Genomic DNA, 18,773 nt, shown 5'->3' with positions numbered 1-18,773 from the left:
GCAGGTAGTGGATGACGGTAGTGGATGACGGCTTCGACTCCGCTGCCGCCGCGAACCGGTGCGCGACCCGCGTTCTCCCGGTCCAGGTCGCCGCCTCACCGATGCGAGATAAGGACAGCCTTCCCTCACTGTCTACATGCACGTAGACTCAACTGCGGCCGGGCGCCTGTGCCCGCGCCGTCGCCCTCCCGTGCGAATCGAGGCACCCCCATGCCCGCCAGACCCCGTCCCGTACTCCTCGGCACCGGCACCGCGATGGCCATCGCCGTCGCCCTGTCGGGCTGCACGCAGAAGGCGGCGAGCGAGGACGGCGCGGTCACCGTGACCGCATCGGATACCGAGTGCGAGGTCTCGAAGACCGAGTTCCCCGCCGGGCACGTCGCCCTGGCCATGGAGAACAAGGGCACCAAGGTCACCGAGGTGTACGTCCTCTTCCCCGACGACCGCATCGCCGCGGAGCGCGAGAACATCGGCCCCGGCACCAAGGCGTCCCTGGTGACCGAACTCAAGGCCGGTGACTACGAGATCGCGTGCAAGCCCGGCATGAAGGGCGACGGGATCCGCCGGAAGGTGAAGGCCACCGGCAAGAACACCGCGGCCGTACGCAGCCCGGAGGCCGATGCCGCCGTTGCTTCCTACCGCTCCTACGTGCTGGCGCAGGCCCAGCAGACCCTGCCCAAGGCGCAGGCGTTCGCCGACACGGTCAAGGCGGGTGACGTGGAGAAGGCGAAGAGGCTCTACGCCCCGTCCCGGATCGGCTGGGAGCGCACGGAGCCGGTCGCCGAGTCGTTCGGCGACATCGACCCCAAGGTCGACGTCCGGGAGGACGGTCTGGAGGCGGGCCAGGACCCGGCCACCGACTGGACGGGCTGGCACCGCCTGGAGAAGGCCCTGTGGAAGGACGGCAGAATCGGCACCTGGGAGAAGGAACTCGCCGACCAACTGATGACGGACCTGAACGACTGGGTGAACCGGGTCGGCACCGCCGAGATCACCCCGACCTCCATGGCCAACGGCGCCAAGGAACTCCTCGACGAGGTCGCGCGGAACAAGGTCACCGGCGAGGAGGAACGCTACTCGCACACCGACCTGGTCGACTTCAAGGCCAACCTCGAAGGCGCGCAGAAGTCCTACGACCTGCTCAAGCCGGTCGCGGCGAAGAACGACTCCACGCTCACCGACGAACTCGACAAGCAGTTCGCCGCGCTGGCCAAGAGGCTGGACACCTACCGCATGGACAACGGTTCGGGCAAGGACTCCTACACCTACCTGTCCTACGACCAGGTCCCCGAGGCCAAGCGCAAGGAACTCTCCGACGGAGTGAACGCATTGGCCGAGCCGTTGTCGAAGCTCGCCGCCTCCGTGGCGAAGTGACCCACGCAAGCCCGGCCCGGATCGGGTTCGGCAAGGTCGCCGAACGTTGGCCCCAACTCGGTTTCGGCAAGACCTCCACCGCGCCCGACGCGCAGACCCCGCGCGACCTCTTGGGGTTCAAGGACGGCACCCGCAACATCCCCTGCACCGACACCGCCGCTCTCGATCGGCGTGTCTGGACCACCGGACGGGGGAGACACGGCCGGATGGCGGGCGGCCCGTATCCCGTAGCCCGACGGATCCGGATGAACATCGAGACCTGGGACCGCACCCCATTGCAGGAGCAGGAAGACATCTTGGGCCGGGACGAACACGTAGGTGCCCCGGTCGGCAGGGCCCGTAAGCACGACAAGGCATTCCTGAAGGCGTCGAAGCCGGACTCACCCGTCAGGATCGCGTTCCCCGACACCGACGGCGGCGCGGCGATCCTGCGGCGCGGACACTCCTTCGCCGACGGCGCCGACGGCCTCGGCCCACTGGAGGCGGGCCCGTTCTTCCCGGCCCACCAGCGTCACCCGCGCACCGGGTTCATACCCGTCCAGACCAACCTGGCGGGCTCCGACGCACTCAACGAGTACATCCAGCACGTGGGTTCTGCACTGTTCGCCGTCCCGCCCGGCGCCCGCGACAGCCGCGGCTGGTGGGGCCGGGCGCTGTTCACCTGACACACCACGGTGCCTGACAGCTTCAACCGTAGAAAGGAACCGGCGTGTTCGGCAACTACCTGATCGGACTGCGCGAGGGTCTGGAGGCGAGCCTCGTCGTCTGCATCCTCATCGCCTACCTCGTCAAAACCGGCAACAGGGACCGACTGGCACCCGTGTGGACAGGCGTCGCCATCGCCGTCGCCCTCTCACTCGCCTTCGGCGCCCTGCTCCAGTTCGGATCCTCCACCCTGACCTTCCAGGCACAGGAGATCCTCGGCGGCACCCTGTCCATCCTGTCCGTCGGCCTGGTCACCTGGATGGTGTTCTGGATGCGACGCACCGCCCGCCACCTCAGGACCGAACTCCAGGGCAAGCTCGACGCCGCCCTCGCGCTCGGCACCGGCGCCCTGGTGATCACCGCCTTCTTCGCCGTCGGCCGCGAAGGATTGGAGACCTCCCTTTTCATCTGGACCGCCGTGCAGGCCAGCGGCGACGGTGTCCGGCCCCTCGTCGGCGCCGTCCTCGGACTCACGACCTCGGTGGTACTGGGTTGGCTGTTCTACAAGGGCACCCTTCGCATCAACCTGGCCAAGTTCTTCCGCTGGACCGGGGCGATGCTCGTCCTCGTCGCCGCCGGCGTCCTCGCCTACGGCATCCACGACCTGCAAGAGGGCGACCTCCTGCCCGGCCTGCGCACCCTCGCCTTCGACATCAGCAGCACCATCCCGCCCGACTCCTGGTACGGCACCCTGCTGAAGGGCATCTTCAACTTCCAGCCCGACCCGACCGTCCTCCAGGTCATCGTCTGGCTGCTCTACCTCATCCCCGTCATGGCCCTCTTCCTCGCCCCCGAACGCGCTCGCCCGGCCTCCCGGCCCCAGCGACCGGCAACCCAGCCGACAGCCGAGTAGCCACGACGCCGGCGGCCGCCGTCCCGGACCGGACCGGTCGGCGGCCCCGGGCGACACGACTCGCGGGCTTGGACATCGACACCGACGGTGATCGCCCATGAACTCCGCCTCGGCCGCCCTACTGCCGGTCAACGCCGCGCTCGCCTGGTCCTGACCGTACTCTCGGCCGCCGCCGTCGCCGTTACCACCGCGGCCCGGGTCCCCCTCGACCAAGGCTTCGGCCACGCCCGGGAAGCACTGTCCGCCGGCCTACGCGCAGGCGTGCAACTTGCCACTTCTCCGCCGCCATCGGCCTGCTGCCAGTGCACGGCATCGCGCTCATTCCAGTGACCGGCATCCTCATCGGGGGCGCGCTCACCGCGGCGGTGCTGGCCGGAAGGCAGGGCCTGGCGCCCACCATTCGCGCCCCTGAAGCGCAAGGAGCGTGCCCGGATCCGCAGCGAGAAGGGCATCCGCTGGGGCGGACGCCCCCTCAGGACAGCATCCTGACCCAACTCGTGTCGCTATCCGGTTGGATCCCTAATCGTCGAACTCGAAGCCCGAGGTTTCCGCCCGGGCGATGATGTCGCGGACTGCCTCGGGGCTCGTGATGACTGACTCAACGGCCGTCTTGAGAAGCACGAGGTCGCTCGGACTCCCGACCGCGCAGAACATGCCGGCCTCGCTGTCGAAGTCGAGGCGCTCGGCGATGTCTGGCCAGGCAAACCGCACGAGACCTTCCCAGAAGTATCCGTTCGGCTCGTGTTCCGCGTCGACCACCGCGGCATCAGCAGCCAGGCCACCGGCATCCAACGTCAGCGAGTGTTCGCCGTCGAAGTCATGAAGCTTGATGGTCACGGCCGCGATCCTTTCACGCCTGGCCCACGGGCCGTCCGCTCCCTCCACAGGCTCATCCGCTCCCGACACCGGTGAACCTCTCCGGTCACAGCACCAGCAGAGCGGACCGGTCAGGCGGTCTCGCGCGAGACGCTGATGGCCGAGGTGTGGGACGAGAACTGGTTCGGCTCCACCAAGACCCTCGACGTGACGCCGGCGGGCCTGCGCCGCGGACTCACCGAGGCGGCACGAGCGGCGGGCAGGCGGTCCCGGCTGCCCCGGATCACCGCGCTGCGGGGCCACGGATGCCGGCTCGCACGGCAACCGGATCCGCAGGACTGAGAACGCGCCCACGGCACCCCCGGTAGGGCGCGCACCTCGCTGGTTCACAGTGCCGAGCGGCGGGCGAGCAGCGCCAGGACCAGCAGCCCGGGGGCCAGCGGCAGCCATCCGGTCAGCAGGCGGTGGCCAAGGACCGCCGACACCGCCGCCGGTCCCGGCGCACCGGCCGCCGTGAGTGCCAGGGCGAGCGCGGCGTCCAGCGAGCCCAGTCCGCCCGGCGTGGGCAGCAGCGCCGCCGCGCCACTGGCGACCAGGTAGGCCATGACCACGCGGTTCGCGGGCAGGCCGATACCGATCGCATGGACCACGGCGACGACCACACCTGCATGCAGCAGAGCGAACGCGACCGACCCGCCCCACAGCGCCCAGGCCCGCGCCCGGCGCCGGTGCACATCGCGCACGTCGGCGAAGGCTCGGGCCACCGTCCGTCTGAGGCGACCGCTGATCGTGACCACTAGGACTACGGCTCCGGCCGCCGCCGGCAGCAGGACCAGCAGATGCGGCGCCCGCGCGGAGAGTCGCACCGTGCCGGGCGAGGCAACGAGCAGGGCCATGCCCAGAGCGCACCGCACGATCCCGCCGACGGCCGCCTTCACCGCCAGCGCGGTCACCGAGCGCCTGGTGGACAGCCCGCACCGAGTCAGAAACCGCAGGTTGACCGCCGCCGCTCCGGCCCCCGCCGGAAGGAGGTGGTTGGCGGCGCCGGCAGCGAACTGAGCCGCCACCAGCCGCCCTCTGGGCAGCCGTTCGGCCACCGCCCCCTGCTGGGCCACGGCCGCGCACACCCAGGTGCCCACCGCGGCGAGGCAGGCGAGCACAAGCCACTCCCCGTCGGCGGCGGCCAGCCGGTCGGTGCCACTGTCCAGCGTGGCCCGGTGCGCGGCGAGCATCCAGCCCGCAGCGACAAGCACAACCAGGGTGATACCCAGCTGGAGATACGGGCGCCTGCCCGAGGTGATCGGCAGGCTCTCGGTCGCGGTCACGGCGCTCCCCTCCCCTGCCGTACATCTGGTCCCACGTACACCCGAAGCCCGCCGACCCTTTCCGCCGGCCAGGTGCGCGCGTACACAGGCGGACGGACCCCCGGTGGCGCAAGGACGGCGAAGGACGTGTGGTGAGCGGCGCGTTTCAGTTCGGCCACGGTGGTGCTGGCGTCGTGCCCTGCCGTCTGGGCAGAGCCACAGCCGGTGTAGAAGGCGATCGGCACGGCGTCGTAGCCGCTGAGCAGGCAGGGCTGCCGGACACCGAGCGTGCGGAGGGCGGCCGTGGTGCGGGACCAGTCGGCGCGGGAGGCCGCGGAGCTGTGCACAGTGTGCTCCAGGACGACGTACTGCACGACCAGGTGACCTGCCACACCGATCACCACCAGGCTGACGGCTGCGGTGCGCGCCAACCGGTCGACCTGGGCCGTGACCAGATGGGCGAGACCGTGGGCGACGGGAAGGGCGAGCAGGGCGTAGGCGGGCAGCAGGAAGCGGGGGGCCGCGTAGCCGATGAGGAAGAGGTAGGGGACGGCGGCCGTGACCGCGCAGGCCAGTGGAAGCAGCACGGGCAGCGCGCGCCGGGCGCGAACGGCGACCACCGCGCCCAAGACGGCGAGGAGCGGCAGCACGAACCACCACAACGTCACCACGGGGTTGGGGGGCACTCCGGTGCAGGGCCGGCACAGAGTACGGCCGCCGAGACTGCGCAGTTGATCGAGCACGGCAAGGTGCCAGCCGAGGCCGCCCTGAACGGCGGAGGCGGCGGTCAGACGCTGCGCGAGGCCGCCGTAACTCGTGTACGCCTCGATCACCCACTCCCCGGCCCCCGCCATCAGCCCGACGACCAGCACGATGAGCAGACGCGGGCAGCGCCGGAGGAGCAGACCGAACGCGAGCAGGGGCAGCACGACGTAGACCGCATCCATCGGGCGCATCGCCGCCATCAGGGACGCGCCCGCGAACACCCCCCACCAGGCCGCCCGGTCGCGTGCGTCCGCGCGGGCGCGCAGGAAGCAGCCGACGCAAGCCAGAGCGCCGATGGCGACCCAGTAGTTGGGCATGGCCTGGAGGCCGTAGAACAGCGTCACCCACAACGAGGAGAACAGGGCACCGGCCAGGGCCAGAACGCCCGGCCCGAAGTGGCCCCGCCACACACGCAGGGCGAGGTAGAGGGCCAGTCCGGAGAGGACGGCCAGGTAGATCCGGAGCAGGACGGTGGAGTCGGACCACGAGGCGACCGGCGCGACGAGGAACGAGATGCCTCGAGAGCGCGGCGCGCTGAAGTAGGCGGTGGGAACGTGGCCGCTGACCTGGCTGACGTAGACGGTCTCGTCCCAGCCGAGACCGAGATCCGGCCGGACGAGGGCCAACTGGGCGAGTGTGAAGGTGGCTGCCACGGCCCCGAGCCGGGGCTCGCCTCGTGCGCGCCGGGTCGGGATGGTCTGTGATGGGCGGCCGGTGCGCGGGACACCGGTCGTCGTGGCGCTCGAGCCGTCGGCCATCTTGCACCTCTCGTCGTCGCACGCCACGGAATCGTATCCTCTACATCTTGTAGGAGGACATCCCACATTACGGCTTGCAGGGTTAGAGGCGGGTGAGAAGCCGCCTCCGCACTCCTTCGTAAAGCGCCGGGCACGACAAGCGGCAGCCACGCAAGACGCCCGGACCGTGCGAGGCGTCCAGGCACGAGGGCCCGTCCTGACGTTGGTCACACTGCTGGATGCGCCGGAGTCAAGAAGCCGCGCCTGTGCCTTCTGTTCAGCTGATACCGGGGCGGGCGAGACCCCGCTTGGTCACCGCCGAGCGTCGATCATGTGCGTCTCTTCCTGACGGAACCAACGCCTGCCTGTCGCTCCTGACGCCCCTGCTCCTACCTGTTCAGGCGGCCTGGCGCGCGGCTCGGTGCAGCTGCGGGACGTCCTTCCGGGTCACCGCCAGGTACACCACCAGGCCGAGGACAACGCCGAGGAACAGCACGCTCGTGACGACGGTGCCCAGGCCCAGACCGCCGTCATCGGTCGGCTGCGAGAGGTAGTCGCCGATGGAGGCGCCGAGCGGGCGGGTGAGGACGTAGGCGATCCAGAAGCTCCACACCGCGTCCAGGCCAAGCGCGAAGTGTGCGAGGGCTATCGCGGCGATGAGCAGGGCGAACAGGACCGCGGACAGCCAGTAGCCGAAGTCCATCCGCTCGGATACCAGGTCACCGGTGGCGCTACTGAGCGAAATCGTCAGCAGGACGGCGAGCCAGTAGAAGGACTCACGGCCCCTGACTGCCGTGCCGCATTCGCCGCCCCGCCACCCTCGCCCCAGGTCAGCATGGTGCACGTGTCGCCTCCCGGCCACGGCCTTGTCATGGCGGCGCTCCACCCTTGCCGCCGAACGCCGGGCCCCGTCCTGCGTCAGCCGTGACTCCCACGCGATATACAGCCGGAACCTGGGCGAGGGCGCCCTCTCCGCGCTCGAGGTCAGGAGGGCCGACGGGCCACGAATTGGCGCCTGCCGAACGGCGGCAGCCCCGACACGGGCGGCGTCTCCACGGACGGCAGAGTCCTGTGGCTGTCGGGCCGGTACAACGCCGAGTTCCACGTCATCGACACCACGACCGGTGAGCAGCTTGCCCGCGTCAGGGTGGGCGGTGCCCCGCACGGCCTCGCGATCCATCCGCAGTCGGGCCGCCACTCGCTCGGTCACACCGGCATCTTCCGCTGATACAAGGGCGCTGCTCCGGGACTGCCAGATGCACCACGAACTGCAGCCGTGCGCGGCGAGTACAGGTGACGGGCTTCCGGCACCGCGAGGCCGTGCCGACCACCGGTACCCATCAGAACTCGGCCTGCGGCAGGAGCTTCGTCGGCGGCCATGGCGTCACAGGTCCCGTGCCCCAGGCGAGCGTCATCGGCGGCGACTCCAGCGGAGTCGCCGTCCGGTCACCCTCGCCTGGACAGTCACCATCGCCTGCTTCGTCGGCTACCTGGCGGTCTCCGGCAAGGACACGTCCTACAACGGGTAGGACATGGGCGGGTAGCCTGTACGCGACGACGGCGAGGGAAGGCGGACGGTGAGGTGACGGGCCAAGGAGACGAGGAAGCCCACGAGGCATCCGGCAGACGGGCTCGCGGCCAACTGGAGAGCGACGTACTCGCCGCGCTCTGGGCGGCAGACGGTCCTCGGAACGCGCGGGAGGTCCGGGAACAGCTGCCGGGCGACCTCGCCTACACGACGGTACTCACCATCCTGTCCCGGCTGCATGACAAGGGCATGCTGGTAAGGCACCGCGAGGGCCGTGGCTATGCCTACGAGCCGGCCCGCGACGAGGCGTCGCACACCGCCCAGCGCATGCACTCTCTTCTGACGGGTGGCTCCGACCGTCAGGCGGTGCTGGCCCGCTTCGTCTCGGAGCTGTCCGAACAGGACGAGCACCTGCTGCAGCAGCTGCTGGCCGGGCACGACGACGTGTTCCCCGAGAGCCGGCGTTCGCCCGGGCAGCGGTGAGCCGGTGCTGATCAGCGTCTATGTCCCGTTCCTCGTCACCGCCGCACTCGCGGTGCTCGCGCCGCCCGCGGCGCACCGGCTGCCCCCGCGCCCGGCGGCCCTGGCGCTGGCCTGCGCCGCGTTGGTGACGGCGGCCGGATGGGCGGGATCCCTCGCCCTGCTGGCTTTCACCGGAGTGGCACAGATCCCGCAGATCGCGGAGGAGGGCCGCTGGTCCGTGTCCGTGCTGCGCTCCCAGGACCCGGTCTATGCCGTGGTCGCGGCCGTCAGCACCCTGATGCTCGCGGTGTGTGTCGTCTCTCTCGGCGTGGCCGCCGTCCGGCAGGGCCGCCACCTGCTCCGGGCCCGACGGGAGTGCGCCGAGCTGCCCGGACACACGGAGCTGGCTGTAATCGACGACGACGTCCCGCTGGCCTTCGCACTGCCTGGGTCACCGGGCCGGATCGTCGTCTCCCGAGGGATGCTGCGGCGTCTCGGTGATGCCGAGCGCGAAGCACTGCTCGCCCACGAGCGGGCGCATCTGCGCGGGCGTCACCACGTTTTCCAGAGCGTGTGGCGGCTCACGGCCGCCCTGAACCCGTTGCTGCGACCGGTGGCCGTCGCGGGCGACTTCGTCCTGGAGCGCTGGGCCGACGAGGAGGCCGCCGAGCGGGTCGGTGACCGCACGGTCGTAGCCCACGCCGTGGGCCGCGCCGCCCTGGCGTCCAGCGGTGCGTCCCGTCCGGCGGCGCTGGCCGCGACCGGCGGGGTGGTGCCCCAGCGGGTACGGGCCCTGCTGGCCCCGCCGCCCGCCCGTCGCCGCCTGCCCTTGCTGGCGGGCGGTGTGCTGCTGGCCGTCTGCTGCGCGAGCCTGGCCAACGCCGCCTCGGACAGCGACCGCATGTTGGACAGCGCGCAGTGGGCGCTGTGCAGGACACAGGCGAATACCACCGCCGCCGCGGCGATCTACCACGACGATGCACCTGAACACGGACCGGACGGCTGCTGTGCCGCCCCTGATCGTCCGGAGCACGGAGAGCGGCACTTCTGACCTCCAGGCGCCGGTCCTCACGCCCGCCGTTGCCCGGGCGGATCGGCAGGAGCACGACGAACATGCGCGGTGCGCGGCTCGCTCCAAGGCGAGCCGACCGCCGAGCGACAACGCCGGTTCACGGGCGAGCGTGAGCCCGACGCCGGCGTCCGGCCTGTCTACGCCGGGTCCGCGTCATTGCCGACGGCGGCAAGCCGCAGGGCTACGCCTCGGGTTGGCCCCGGATCCGTCGGGCAGGGCCGCCTTACGCGCGCCACTCCCCCGAGGTCCCGCCGGCACACGGCCGACCCGCCGCCGACCGCCGGCTTGCCGACGCCGGTGCCGGCTCCCTGGTCCCGGCTTCCGGCACGCCGCACGATGTTGAGAGGCGGCGGCGTCGGACGGGCGATCAAAGTGGATCACCGGCCGAAACGGCTTGCCGGGCCGACGCCGTGGTGATGAGCTCGGTCGTCAGCAAGGGGCGCAGCGAACCTTGGCTCAGGGAACCGACCAGCGGGGTGGCCCAGCGGCGAAGAACCCAGCTGACGAGGTAGGCGACCGGGAGGGCGACGGCGGCGGAGCCAAGGACGTCGTGGGGATAGTGGGCGCCGACGTAGACCCGGCTGAAGCCCTCCAGTACGGCGAACGCGGCGGCGACGGCGCTCAGCCGGCGGTCGAGCAGGAAGAGCGCTGCCACGGTCGCGGCGGCGACGGCGGCGTGCCCGCTGGGGAAGGAGTAGTCCGAAGGTGCCGGGCAGGTGTCGACGAGGTAGGCGTGGGGCATCGACCGGCAGGGCCGCACCTCCGCGACCAGCTTCTTGATGACCTCGGTGGCGGCGAAGGCTGTCAGGACGGCGACCGGCGCGGCCAGCGCGACGGTCATCGCCCGCGGGCCACGGCGCCGTGCGGTCCACCAGCCCGCGATCATGAGGATGGCGAAGACCCCGAGACCGATGTTGGTCCACACCTCCATGGGCCTGTTGAGCCACTTGGTGTCACGGGCGAAGTCGGTGACCGAGGTGAACAACGAGCCGTCCATACCGGGTCCGTCGAGGGCCAGTTGCGCGGTGGCGGCCGCGGCCATAGGGAGAGGTCCTTCCGTCCTTGTGCGTGCGTCAAGTGCTCACGGGATGAGCGAGCGGCAATGGGGGGTCGGGCTCTGTCACCGGTCGCCTCCCACTTGCAAGGTGGCGCTTGAATGACATGGCGACGACGCCAGGGTGGCCGCCCAGCCAATCTACTACATCTTGTAGATATGAAGGGTGGGCCGTTCGCCACACAGCGCGTCCGAGGTCGGATTTCGCCCGGTGGCGTCCACGGAGACCCCCACCTGGCGGGCCACGCCCAGAGCAGGAACGACGTTGCATCCGCGAGGCAGGATTGACCCGATCGGGGGCGGGGACGAAGAACGGAACGAAGCCCAGGCGGTTCGCCAGGTTCACCTGATCCCGGAAGGCCGCCTGGTCACCAATGCCGTGACCGCCCACGGTCGGGCACGGACGAGCCCGAAACGCCTGCCTCGAGTGCGTCACGATCCACCTCGGCCGGCAACAGCAGGGTGCCACCGGGCAGGAGAACGCCCATCACGGGCAGGGCGGTCTCCGCGAAGTCCACGACCAGTACGGCCCACGCCCCGAACCTCGTCAGCATCACCTGTGGATCCAGCGCTGCCGCAACAGTGATGAGACCTGACGCCATCGGCACCCCTCCCCCCGACGAACCATCACCGCCCCTACATCTCGTAGTAACTTGACCGGCATCAGCGGGGCTGCCAGAGCCCGAATCGCCTCCGCCCCCATCCCGCAGCGATCATTTCCCAAGTACTACATCATGTAGTAGCTTTCCTTCCCGGCACCACAGCGGTCGAGTCGTGGCCCTGGCCCGCGCGCACGCGCGGCCTCGGTGTGCCCCATAGCCCATCAGGAGGCGATCCACCGTGGTCCACCGTGACGACCGGGCACCGGAATCGACGCCCTCGCCGTCCGCCGCACCGCCGCAGCGCGGTGCCGGGCGGATCGCGATCATCTCGGCCGGTGTCGGCGCGGGACACGACGGTGCGGCCGCGGGGCTGGCCAAGCTGTTGACCGAGCACGGGTATCTGGTGGACCGGCACGACTTCCTCGACCTGCTGCCCACCGGTATGGGCCGGCTGCTGTGCGGTGCCTACCACCGCATGCTGACCTGGATGCCGGAGGGCTACCAGCGCCTGTACGCGGCCACCGACCGGGCGACGCGCCCCGGCGCGCTGTGGCGGGCCCTGTTCCGCGCGGCCGAGCACCACACCCTGCGGGCGCTCGCGCCGGACACCCGTGCGGTCGTCTCGACCTACCCCGGCGCCAGCCAGGTCCTCGGCGCGCTACGCCGACGCGGCAAGCTGACGGTGCCGGCCTTCACCTACCTCACCGACTTTTCCGTCCACACCCTCTGGGTTGCCCCCGGCATCGACGCCCACCTGGCCGTGCATCCGGTGCCGGCAGCCCAGGCCCACGTACAGGGCGCGGCCGCCGCCACGGTCGTCGGTCCGGTCACCGATGCGCGCTTCACCCCCGCCACCGCCGGGCAACGGACCGCCGCCCGCGAGCGGTTCGCCCTGCCCGCGGACGCTCCCCTGGCCTTGCTGGTCGCCGGGTCGTGGGGCGTCGGACCGGTGCGACGGGCCGCCGCCGAGATACGGGAGACCGGAGTAGCGGTGCCCGTGGTGGTGTGCGGCCGCAACCAGGCCCTCACGGAGGAGTTGCGCGGGGACGGCATCGCGCACACTTTCGGCTGGGTGGACGACATGGCCGGGCTGATGCACGCCTGCGACATCCTGGTGCAGAACGCGGGCGGGCTGACCTCCCTGGAGGCGTTCGCCGCCGGACTGCCGGTGGCCAGCTACCGCTGCATACCCGGTCACGGCCATACCAACGCGGCCGCCCTGGACGAGGCGGGCCTGGCGGCCTGGATCCGCGACCCGGCGGACCTCGGCCCGGTGCTGGCCGAGATCCTCCACGGACCGCGCGGTCGGGCCCAGCGTGCGGTGGGACTCGACCTGCACCGCCTGGCCCCCGGACCGGTGACCGCCATCGCCGCCAGAACCGGGCCGCACCCAGCGCCGGACGCACAGCCCGCGATACGACACTTCGCCGGCCGACGACGGATCGCCCTGACGGCCGGCACCGTGGCGGCCACGGCCTGCCTGGGTGTCGCCGCCCCACTGGCCTACACCTACAACGAGACGCCCGGCCGCTTCACGGCCGTCGCCCATTACCTGGACGGAGACGGTCGATGACCCCGGCCCGTCTCGTCCGTGCCACGGCGCTCGCCTCGGCCGCGGCGGTGCCCACGCTCGCGGCACTGCACGCGGCGCCCGTCATCTCCACGATCGGGCCGCTGCGCAACGCGGCAATGCCGCGCCTGGCCGGCCTCGGCCGGCCTGATCACGTCGCGCTCACCTTCGACGACGGCCCCGACCACCTGTCCACCCCGCGCTTCCTCGACTTCCTCGACGCACGCCGACTGCGGACCACCTTCTTCCTGCTCGGCTCCATGCTGGCCCGCTCACCGGGGCTCGCCAAGGAGATGGCCACGGCCGGGCACGAGATCGCCGTCCACGGCTGGCACCACCGCCCGCTGCTGCTCCGCGGTCCCCGCGCCGCCTACGACGACCTCGCCCGCGCCCGCGACGCCGTGGCCGACGTCACCGGCAGACCACCCGTGCTCTTCCGGCCGCCGTACGGGGTGATGAGCACCGCCGCCCATCTAGCGTGCCGGCGCCTCGGTCTGACCCCGGTGCTCTGGACATGCTGGGGCGAGGACTGGCGCAGGCGGGCCACCCCGCAGTCCGTCGAGCGCACCGTCCTGAGGGACCTGCGTGGTGGCGGCACCATCCTGTTGCACGATTCCGACTGCACCTCCGCGACCGGCTCCTGGCGCACCACCCTCGCCGCGCTGCCGCGCATCCTCGACACCTGCCAGGAACGCGGCTGGCAGGTCGGCCCCCTGCGCGAACACGGCGTCCCCGGCCTGCCCCGCGGGTGAACACTCCCTGAGCCAGACTCTCGGCCTCAGATGATGCGACGGCTCAGGGCCGAGCGTGTCTGAAAGATCGTGTAAGTCCGTGACGTGGAAGCCTGGCCCGGAGTTCGGCCTCGGGCCTGTGGGCCAGACGGATCGGACGAGTCGAGGAAGACGAAGACGAAGCGGCCGCATCCGTGGCCGGCGACAAGACGGTCGACGAGGTGGTCGAGCGACTGCTCGACCAGGCTGTCTCCTCGGGATCGGCTCTACTCGGCGATCGGTCCGGCCTCGACGCCGAAGCCCCGGCCAAGGTCGGCTGACCCTGCTTCCAGCCCGTTGGTCCTGCCAGCCCGGTGGCGGGACCAACGACATCACGTCTCGTCATCCAGCAGCGAATACATGAACATGTCCCGACGTTCGTTCCCGATCTGCTGCCACCCCCGCAGCAGTCCCTCGCGTTGGAACCCCGCACGCTCGGCAGTGCGCACGGAGGCTGTATTCCACGGCTCCACCCACAGTTCGAGCCGGGGAATCCGCAGATCCCGCAGGGCCCAGCCGACCACGGCGTTGACAGCAGCCACGGCGGCTCCCTGACCACGCGCCGACTTGACGACCCAGTAGCCCAGCGACGCACGGCCCTGTTCCAGATCCCTCAACCACAGCCCCACCTGGCCGACCGGCAGACCGGCAGAGGTCACGATGACGAACGTATACCCCGCCCTCGTGGTCGCCCGGCCCCACTGCCGTTCTACAAACGCGACGCCTGCCGGCTCGGAATACGGCGAGGGCACCGTCGTGATCAACGGGATGTAGTCGTCCTCCGACGCCTCACGGACCAGCGGAAGGTCAGAAAGACGCCACGGCCGCAGCGCGAATCCCGCGTCAGCGGCGAGTTCAGGCACTTGAAGGGGTTGCTCCATCCGCCCATCCTGCCGTGGCCCGAGTCCGGCCCGCACTCGGGTTTCGAGCACCGCCCCTCCTCATCGCTCCGTTCAGCGCCAGCACGGCAACGAAGCACGACGCTGCTCCCGGTGACGTCATTTCCCGTGAACATCCGCCGAGCCGCTGATCACCAACTGCTGCTCAAACCGATCGACAAACGCTGCCGACAACCGTGAACGAAGCCACGCTGTGGGCCGACTCCGGCTCCCCGCACCTGCGGGGATGTTCCCTACAAGCCGGCCACCCTGTCCCAGGATGTCATCTGCTTCCCGCACACGCCGGAAGCCAGGCGAGGACGGCCTGACGCAGTGGGGAGGTGTCTTCCGTGCGGTACGCAAATAGCGCACTTCGACGACTGCAAGACGTGTTCTCACGCCCCCATGACATCAGGCGCCCGGCCATGCGGTTGAGCGCTGCCCCACCGAGGCGGAGGAGACGTCATCGCCTTCGGGGACACCGCCGAGATGCCTCGACCAGTCGGCACCTCCGGACTTCTCTGGAACGTGGTGCGTCTGGGCGCAGGTCATCCCCGGCCGCCATGGTAGTGGGCACCGGGAACGCCGTTCAGCCGTGTCAGACGAGGGGAGACCGGAAGGGCAGCCCCACGTACGCGGCGAGCACGCTTCCCTGCACCGAGGGACGGGCAGGGGGCGGAGGCGGTTGGTTCGGGAGTCGTCACTGGATGGCACGCCGGCGGAACGCGACCGGGTCGGCGACAGCTGGGCCGATCTCACAAGCGCCGTCGGCATGTGGTGAACGTACAAGTGGTGACCGACCCTGCCGGGCGGCTGCTGTGGATCTCGTCCGCACTGCCCGGCCGTGCGCACGACCTCACCGCCGCCCGCACCCACCGGATCATCCGGATCTGTGAGCGCCAGGGCGTCCCGGTTCCCGCCGACCGTGCCGATATGGGAGCCGTCCCGTATGTGACGACGGCACTCAGACGCCCGCGGGCCCGTGACCTCACACACCCACGCAGCAGACCTTCAACCGCGCACTGTCCGCGGCACGGGCCTGAAAAGTGGCAGGTCAGCAGTACGTGGATGGCCTGGACGATGCGGCTGATGCGACGGGTCGAGCAACGTGCTCTGCGCGTGATACGGCAGGACTTGAGTTGGGCGAAGGCGCGTTCACCGGGGGCTCGGTGTCGGGCGTGGTCGCGGTTGAACGCCTGGTAGTGCTCGGGCTGTTCGCCGTGGTGGTAGTAGGGGGTGCGGAAGGTGGCGCCGGCGCCTTGGTAAGCGCGGTCCGCGAGGACGAGGATCTGTCGGGTGAGGCAGGCCTGGATGATGCCGTGGGCGCGGACGGAGGTCAGGTCGTGGGTGCGGCCGGGCGTCGCTCGGGAGAACCAGAGCGGGGTTCCGTCCGGCCGTGCGATGACCTGGACGTTCATGCCGTGCTTCTTGTGTTTTTGCGAGTAGTACGGCTCGTCCGCCTTGACGCGGTCGATGGGGATGAGGGTGCCGTCAACGATGACGTGGTCGCCTTGGCCGAGACCGGTGAGGGCTTCCTGGAGGGCTGGGGTCCAGGAGGCCAGGACGTCCAGGGCCTCGTCGACGTAACGCCATGCAGTGCTCTCGGATATGCCGAAGCCGGCGCCGTGCTGGGCGAACGTCTCGTTCTTCCGCAGGTGTAACCAGGGTGAGGAGTGCCTGCTGGAAGCAACCGAGCTTGCGCCAACGGGTGTTGAGAGTCCGCCGGTATCGTGCAGCAGCCAGGCGACATGCCCGACAAGCTCGTGCGGGACGTCGAACATGGCAGGATACGGAACCAACAGGACCCCTTGTCGCCGGCGTGCTGAGTGGAATCACCACGCCGGCGACAAGGGGTCCTGCCTCGTCACCACACCCGCTGACCAGCCCATTTCACCCACCAGTACAGGATGAAAGCGGCTCAGTAAGTCCGATCGGCGGGCCTCCTCACCTCACCGGATGTCCGGCGGAGAGAAAAGCGGAAGGGCCTCGCTCCGCGGGGAGCGAGGCCCTTCGTTGTGCCGTAGATCGGTCAGCTATGACGGTAGCCTTCCCAGTAGAAACGGTCGAATTCGACGCCCACGTAGTACGGGCTGGCGTAGACGGCGTTGCCGTTGCCCGAGGTACGGAGATAGTTGCCGTTCAGGTTCCGGAGGTTGTTGAAGTCACCGTTCCACCACTGGTCGCCACCGTCGCATGTACTCGTCCACAGAGCGTTGTTGCTGGTCTTGTTGTCCGTGGTCAGGCACTTGTCGTTGGCTCTGCTGATCAGCGCGCGGTAGGTGACACCGTCCACCGTCTGAAAGCCGTTCCCCCAATACCAGTCGTAGACGTGGATTACCGTGCTGCTGCAGTCGTCCGACCAGACATTGGAGGTTATGGGGGAGGCGGCGAGGCAGTTGTCCTCGAAGCGGTCCTCGTAGGTCCAGTAGGTCGTCGCCGCCGACGCAGTGGACATAGAGCCCGCGATGGAGAGCATGAGGGTGGCGAGCATCACGGGCAGAGTCACTTTTAGGGCCTTCAGATATTTCATGATCGCGATCATTGAGGCCAGAAGCGTTAACCATGCGAAGTAAACATGAACATGTCATGGCGCGATGGTCACACTCCCGCCACTTCCGCTTCAGCGAGCCACACTTCGACGCCCATAGGGGGTTCGGGTGCGGAGGCACCGGCTCGCCTACCCGCGTACGTTGTCCGCCCGTGGGGAAGTCGTGAGAAGCTGCACGTCACTCTCGTGGCGCCGAACCTCGTCGTGGAGGTCGGCGTCGACGTCCCCGGGACAGCGCCGGGCGCAAGAGCCACCCGGCGCGACGTCACAGGCCACGCCCCGACCTGTCTCCCCCCGGCATTCCGCACTTCACGCCCACGACGACTGCAACGGTCTCTATCGTGACTGCTGGCCAGGTCGCTCGTTGGTGTGTTTATGGGTGGGGACCTTGCTGATGTGCGTGTGTGGGCGTGTGAGTTGGGCGCGGTGAACGAGCGGTTTGTGCACCGGTTCAGCCGGTCGGAGCCGCGGGAATCGGCGCTCGGTGACCAGGATGGGGACGCGGCCGTTCGGGGATCAGCGTGGACTTGTGCGGGCGTGGGACGTCGCCGAGCGAGGGGACCGATCGCGTGGTGGTTCCCAGCGACACCGACGGCGCGGCTGGCCAGGTAGATGGCCTTGTGGCGGGGGTGGTCCGGCTGGGACAGCGACGATCTGACACGACGGTTTTCCCCACGCCAGCCTCACCGGTGAAGGCAGCTGCCAGCACGAGTGCTACAGGCGCTGCGGATTCGCGCGGTCGGACGGCGAGGTTCTTTCTCGAGCAGCGCCGGGGCGCGGGACCGGTGTCGGCCCGGCCCCCGGCGCCGCTGACGGGCGGATGCACCGAGCGGTGTTGCGGGAGGACCGGCTCTTCCCGTGCGTAAGGCCTTCCGCAAAGAGGAGTTCTACGCCCAGGTCCGTGCGCAGACGCACCAGACACCGGAAGTGGAGCCACGGCTGCGCAAGGAGGTGGTGAGGCTCAAGGAAGCCCTCGCGGCCTCGCGGGCAGCTGCGGCAGCGTCACGGCAGCGAGCCGAGCAGATCGCCCTCGCCGCCGCGGCTCTCCCCCTTCAGCCGCCTGAGAGACCAGCCTCGGAGGTGGACACCGACGTGCTCGCATTCGGCCGCCATCCGCGGTGAGCGAGCGCCACCGCCACTGTCGCCGTGCTGGATCTCCGCACGAACCTTGCCTGCCTCAGGAGGAATCGGTCTTCTGGTTGTAGATCTCCTTGCCGGATGCGTCGTAGGCGTGGACGTAGGGGGTCGGGGTCTGGATGTGGGGATCGAGGGGGGTCGTGCCGGCGGACAGGGCGATGGTGTAGGCGAACGCGCCGCCCGCCATGGCGGCCGGGTACTGCGTCGGGTCGGCGCCGAAGCTGATGGTGACCTTGGCGATGTTGGATGCGTAGTGCCCGGCACCCAGGGAGAGGTACTGGCCACCGCCGGCTGGTTCGGTGGTGGAGTCGAAGTACTCGATCAGGTGGCCGGTGCCCCACAGGCGGTCGTTGATGAAGGTGGGCGGGGAGTCCTGGCTGGTGCCCTTACGGCCCTTGGACTCGCACTGCACGTACTGGTTCGCGGAGTTGGCCGCGACGACCACGCCGTCCTCGTCCTGGGTGGCGACGGGAGCGCGGACCGCGAGCACCGCGTGGTACTGCGACGCGTCCGAGCCCAGGCAGGAGGCCAGGATGTCGGCCACCGCGCCGGCGCCGATCGGCGTCGCCTTCGCACTGGTGACGGTGAACGTCGCCGG

Annotated in this window: 14 protein-coding genes and 9 pseudogenes; 14 read left to right on the top strand and 9 right to left on the bottom strand. The window is 70.0% G+C overall.

The window, feature by feature from the left end:
* Nucleotides 1–210: 210 nt before the first annotated feature.
* From efeO to ACFY3I_RS39460, 4 genes and pseudogenes are all read left to right on the top strand, one after another.
* The gene (gene efeO / locus ACFY3I_RS39475; RefSeq protein ID WP_390865764.1) at nt 211–1,374 is read left to right on the top strand and encodes an iron uptake system protein EfeO; all 1,164 of its coding nucleotides are present in this window, start codon (nt 211–213) and stop codon (nt 1,372–1,374) included.
* 14 nt (nt 1,375–1,388) lie between these two features.
* Nucleotides 1,389–2,039 (top strand): annotated as a pseudogene (locus tag ACFY3I_RS39470) (Dyp-type peroxidase); the annotation flags it as partial.
* Between the two features lie 44 nt (nt 2,040–2,083).
* Nucleotides 2,084–2,932: an iron uptake transporter permease EfeU gene (gene efeU / locus ACFY3I_RS39465; protein ID WP_390865763.1), complete on the top strand. Its 849-nt coding sequence runs from the start codon at nt 2,084–2,086 to the stop codon at nt 2,930–2,932.
* A 97-nt stretch (nt 2,933–3,029) separates the two neighbouring features.
* A pseudogene (locus tag ACFY3I_RS39460) lies at nt 3,030–3,321 on the top strand (ABC transporter permease); the annotation flags it as partial.
* A 130-nt stretch (nt 3,322–3,451) separates the two neighbouring features.
* Here ACFY3I_RS39460 and ACFY3I_RS39455 read toward each other — a convergent pair.
* The gene (locus tag ACFY3I_RS39455; RefSeq protein ID WP_390865762.1) at nt 3,452–3,769 is read right to left on the bottom strand and encodes an Imm51 family immunity protein; all 318 of its coding nucleotides are present in this window, start codon (nt 3,767–3,769) and stop codon (nt 3,452–3,454) included.
* A 96-nt stretch (nt 3,770–3,865) separates the two neighbouring features.
* Here ACFY3I_RS39455 and ACFY3I_RS39450 point away from each other — a divergent pair.
* A pseudogene (locus ACFY3I_RS39450) lies at nt 3,866–4,090 on the top strand (helix-turn-helix domain-containing protein); the annotation flags it as partial.
* Between the two features lie 44 nt (nt 4,091–4,134).
* Here ACFY3I_RS39450 and ACFY3I_RS39445 read toward each other — a convergent pair.
* The 3 genes and pseudogenes from ACFY3I_RS39445 to ACFY3I_RS39435 all read right to left on the bottom strand — a co-directional run.
* Nucleotides 4,135–5,073 (bottom strand): lysylphosphatidylglycerol synthase domain-containing protein, encoded by a 939-nt coding sequence (locus ACFY3I_RS39445; RefSeq protein WP_390865761.1) that lies wholly within the window; start codon nt 5,071–5,073, stop codon nt 4,135–4,137.
* Nucleotides 5,070–6,575 (bottom strand): hypothetical protein, encoded by a 1,506-nt coding sequence (locus ACFY3I_RS39440; RefSeq protein ID WP_390865760.1) that lies wholly within the window; start codon nt 6,573–6,575, stop codon nt 5,070–5,072. The genes ACFY3I_RS39445 and ACFY3I_RS39440 overlap by 4 nt, the downstream gene beginning before the upstream one ends.
* Nucleotides 6,576–6,951: 376 nt before the next feature.
* Nucleotides 6,952–7,335: pseudogene (locus ACFY3I_RS39435) on the bottom strand (hypothetical protein); the annotation flags it as partial.
* 136 nt (nt 7,336–7,471) lie between these two features.
* Here ACFY3I_RS39435 and ACFY3I_RS39430 point away from each other — a divergent pair.
* The 3 genes and pseudogenes from ACFY3I_RS39430 to ACFY3I_RS39420 form a co-directional block, all read left to right on the top strand.
* Nucleotides 7,472–7,782: pseudogene (locus ACFY3I_RS39430) on the top strand (YncE family protein); the annotation flags it as partial.
* A 354-nt stretch (nt 7,783–8,136) separates the two neighbouring features.
* On the top strand, nt 8,137–8,565 hold the full coding sequence (locus ACFY3I_RS39425; protein ID WP_390865759.1) for a BlaI/MecI/CopY family transcriptional regulator: 429 nt from the start codon (nt 8,137–8,139) through the stop codon (nt 8,563–8,565).
* A gap of 4 nt (nt 8,566–8,569) precedes the next feature.
* Nucleotides 8,570–9,595 carry a M56 family metallopeptidase gene (locus ACFY3I_RS39420; RefSeq protein ID WP_390865758.1) on the top strand — a complete coding sequence of 342 codons (1,026 nt, stop codon included), beginning with the start codon at nt 8,570–8,572 and terminating at the stop codon, nt 9,593–9,595.
* Nucleotides 9,596–9,983: 388 nt separating this feature from the next.
* On the opposite strand, the gene ACFY3I_RS39415 is transcribed toward ACFY3I_RS39420, so the two are convergent.
* On the bottom strand, nt 9,984–10,658 hold the full coding sequence (locus ACFY3I_RS39415) for a phosphatase PAP2 family protein (RefSeq protein WP_390865757.1): 675 nt from the start codon (nt 10,656–10,658) through the stop codon (nt 9,984–9,986).
* 852 nt (nt 10,659–11,510) lie between these two features.
* Between ACFY3I_RS39415 and ACFY3I_RS39410 the strand changes: the two genes are divergently transcribed.
* The 3 genes from ACFY3I_RS39410 to ACFY3I_RS39400 all read left to right on the top strand — a co-directional run bounded on the left by ACFY3I_RS39410 (nt 11,511) and on the right by ACFY3I_RS39400 (nt 13,893).
* Entirely contained in the window at nt 11,511–12,845 is a 1,335-nt protein-coding gene (locus ACFY3I_RS39410; protein ID WP_390865756.1) for a glycosyltransferase, read from the top strand.
* Nucleotides 12,842–13,594 (top strand): polysaccharide deacetylase family protein, encoded by a 753-nt coding sequence (locus ACFY3I_RS39405; protein WP_390865755.1) that lies wholly within the window; start codon nt 12,842–12,844, stop codon nt 13,592–13,594. Before ACFY3I_RS39410 ends, ACFY3I_RS39405 begins: the two co-directional genes overlap by 4 nt.
* 173 nt (nt 13,595–13,767) lie before the next feature.
* On the top strand, nt 13,768–13,893 hold the full coding sequence (locus tag ACFY3I_RS39400) for a hypothetical protein (RefSeq protein ID WP_390865754.1): 126 nt from the start codon (nt 13,768–13,770) through the stop codon (nt 13,891–13,893).
* Nucleotides 13,894–13,944: 51 nt separating this feature from the next.
* On the opposite strand, the gene ACFY3I_RS39395 is transcribed toward ACFY3I_RS39400, so the two are convergent.
* Nucleotides 13,945–14,493 carry a GNAT family N-acetyltransferase gene (locus tag ACFY3I_RS39395; protein WP_390865753.1) on the bottom strand — a complete coding sequence of 183 codons (549 nt, stop codon included), beginning with the start codon at nt 14,491–14,493 and terminating at the stop codon, nt 13,945–13,947.
* 700 nt (nt 14,494–15,193) lie between these two features.
* Between ACFY3I_RS39395 and ACFY3I_RS39390 the strand changes: the two are divergent.
* Nucleotides 15,194–15,530 (top strand): annotated as a pseudogene (locus ACFY3I_RS39390) (transposase family protein); the annotation flags it as partial.
* On the opposite strand, the pseudogene ACFY3I_RS39385 reads toward ACFY3I_RS39390, so the two are convergent.
* A pseudogene (locus ACFY3I_RS39385) lies at nt 15,528–16,329 on the bottom strand (transposase family protein); the annotation flags it as partial. The pseudogenes ACFY3I_RS39390 and ACFY3I_RS39385 sit on opposite strands and share 3 nt — an antisense overlap.
* 190 nt (nt 16,330–16,519) lie before the next feature.
* On the bottom strand, nt 16,520–17,020 hold the full coding sequence (locus tag ACFY3I_RS39380; protein WP_390865752.1) for a hypothetical protein: 501 nt from the start codon (nt 17,018–17,020) through the stop codon (nt 16,520–16,522).
* A 393-nt stretch (nt 17,021–17,413) separates the two neighbouring features.
* Between ACFY3I_RS39380 and ACFY3I_RS39375 the strand changes: the two are divergent.
* Nucleotides 17,414–17,572, top strand: a pseudogene (locus ACFY3I_RS39375) (IS701 family transposase); the annotation flags it as partial.
* Between the two features lie 324 nt (nt 17,573–17,896).
* Nucleotides 17,897–18,160, top strand: coding sequence for a hypothetical protein (locus ACFY3I_RS39370; RefSeq protein ID WP_390865751.1), 264 nt, complete (start codon nt 17,897–17,899; stop codon nt 18,158–18,160).
* 55 nt (nt 18,161–18,215) lie between these two features.
* On the opposite strand, the pseudogene ACFY3I_RS39365 reads toward ACFY3I_RS39370, so the two are convergent.
* Nucleotides 18,216–18,773: pseudogene (locus tag ACFY3I_RS39365) on the bottom strand (hypothetical protein); the annotation flags it as partial.

It is taken from the genome of Streptomyces sp. NPDC001068 (genome assembly GCF_042897315.1).
Classification (GTDB): Bacteria; Actinomycetota; Actinomycetes; order Streptomycetales; family Streptomycetaceae; genus Streptomyces.
This window is presented reverse-complemented; position numbering and strand designations above follow the sequence as displayed.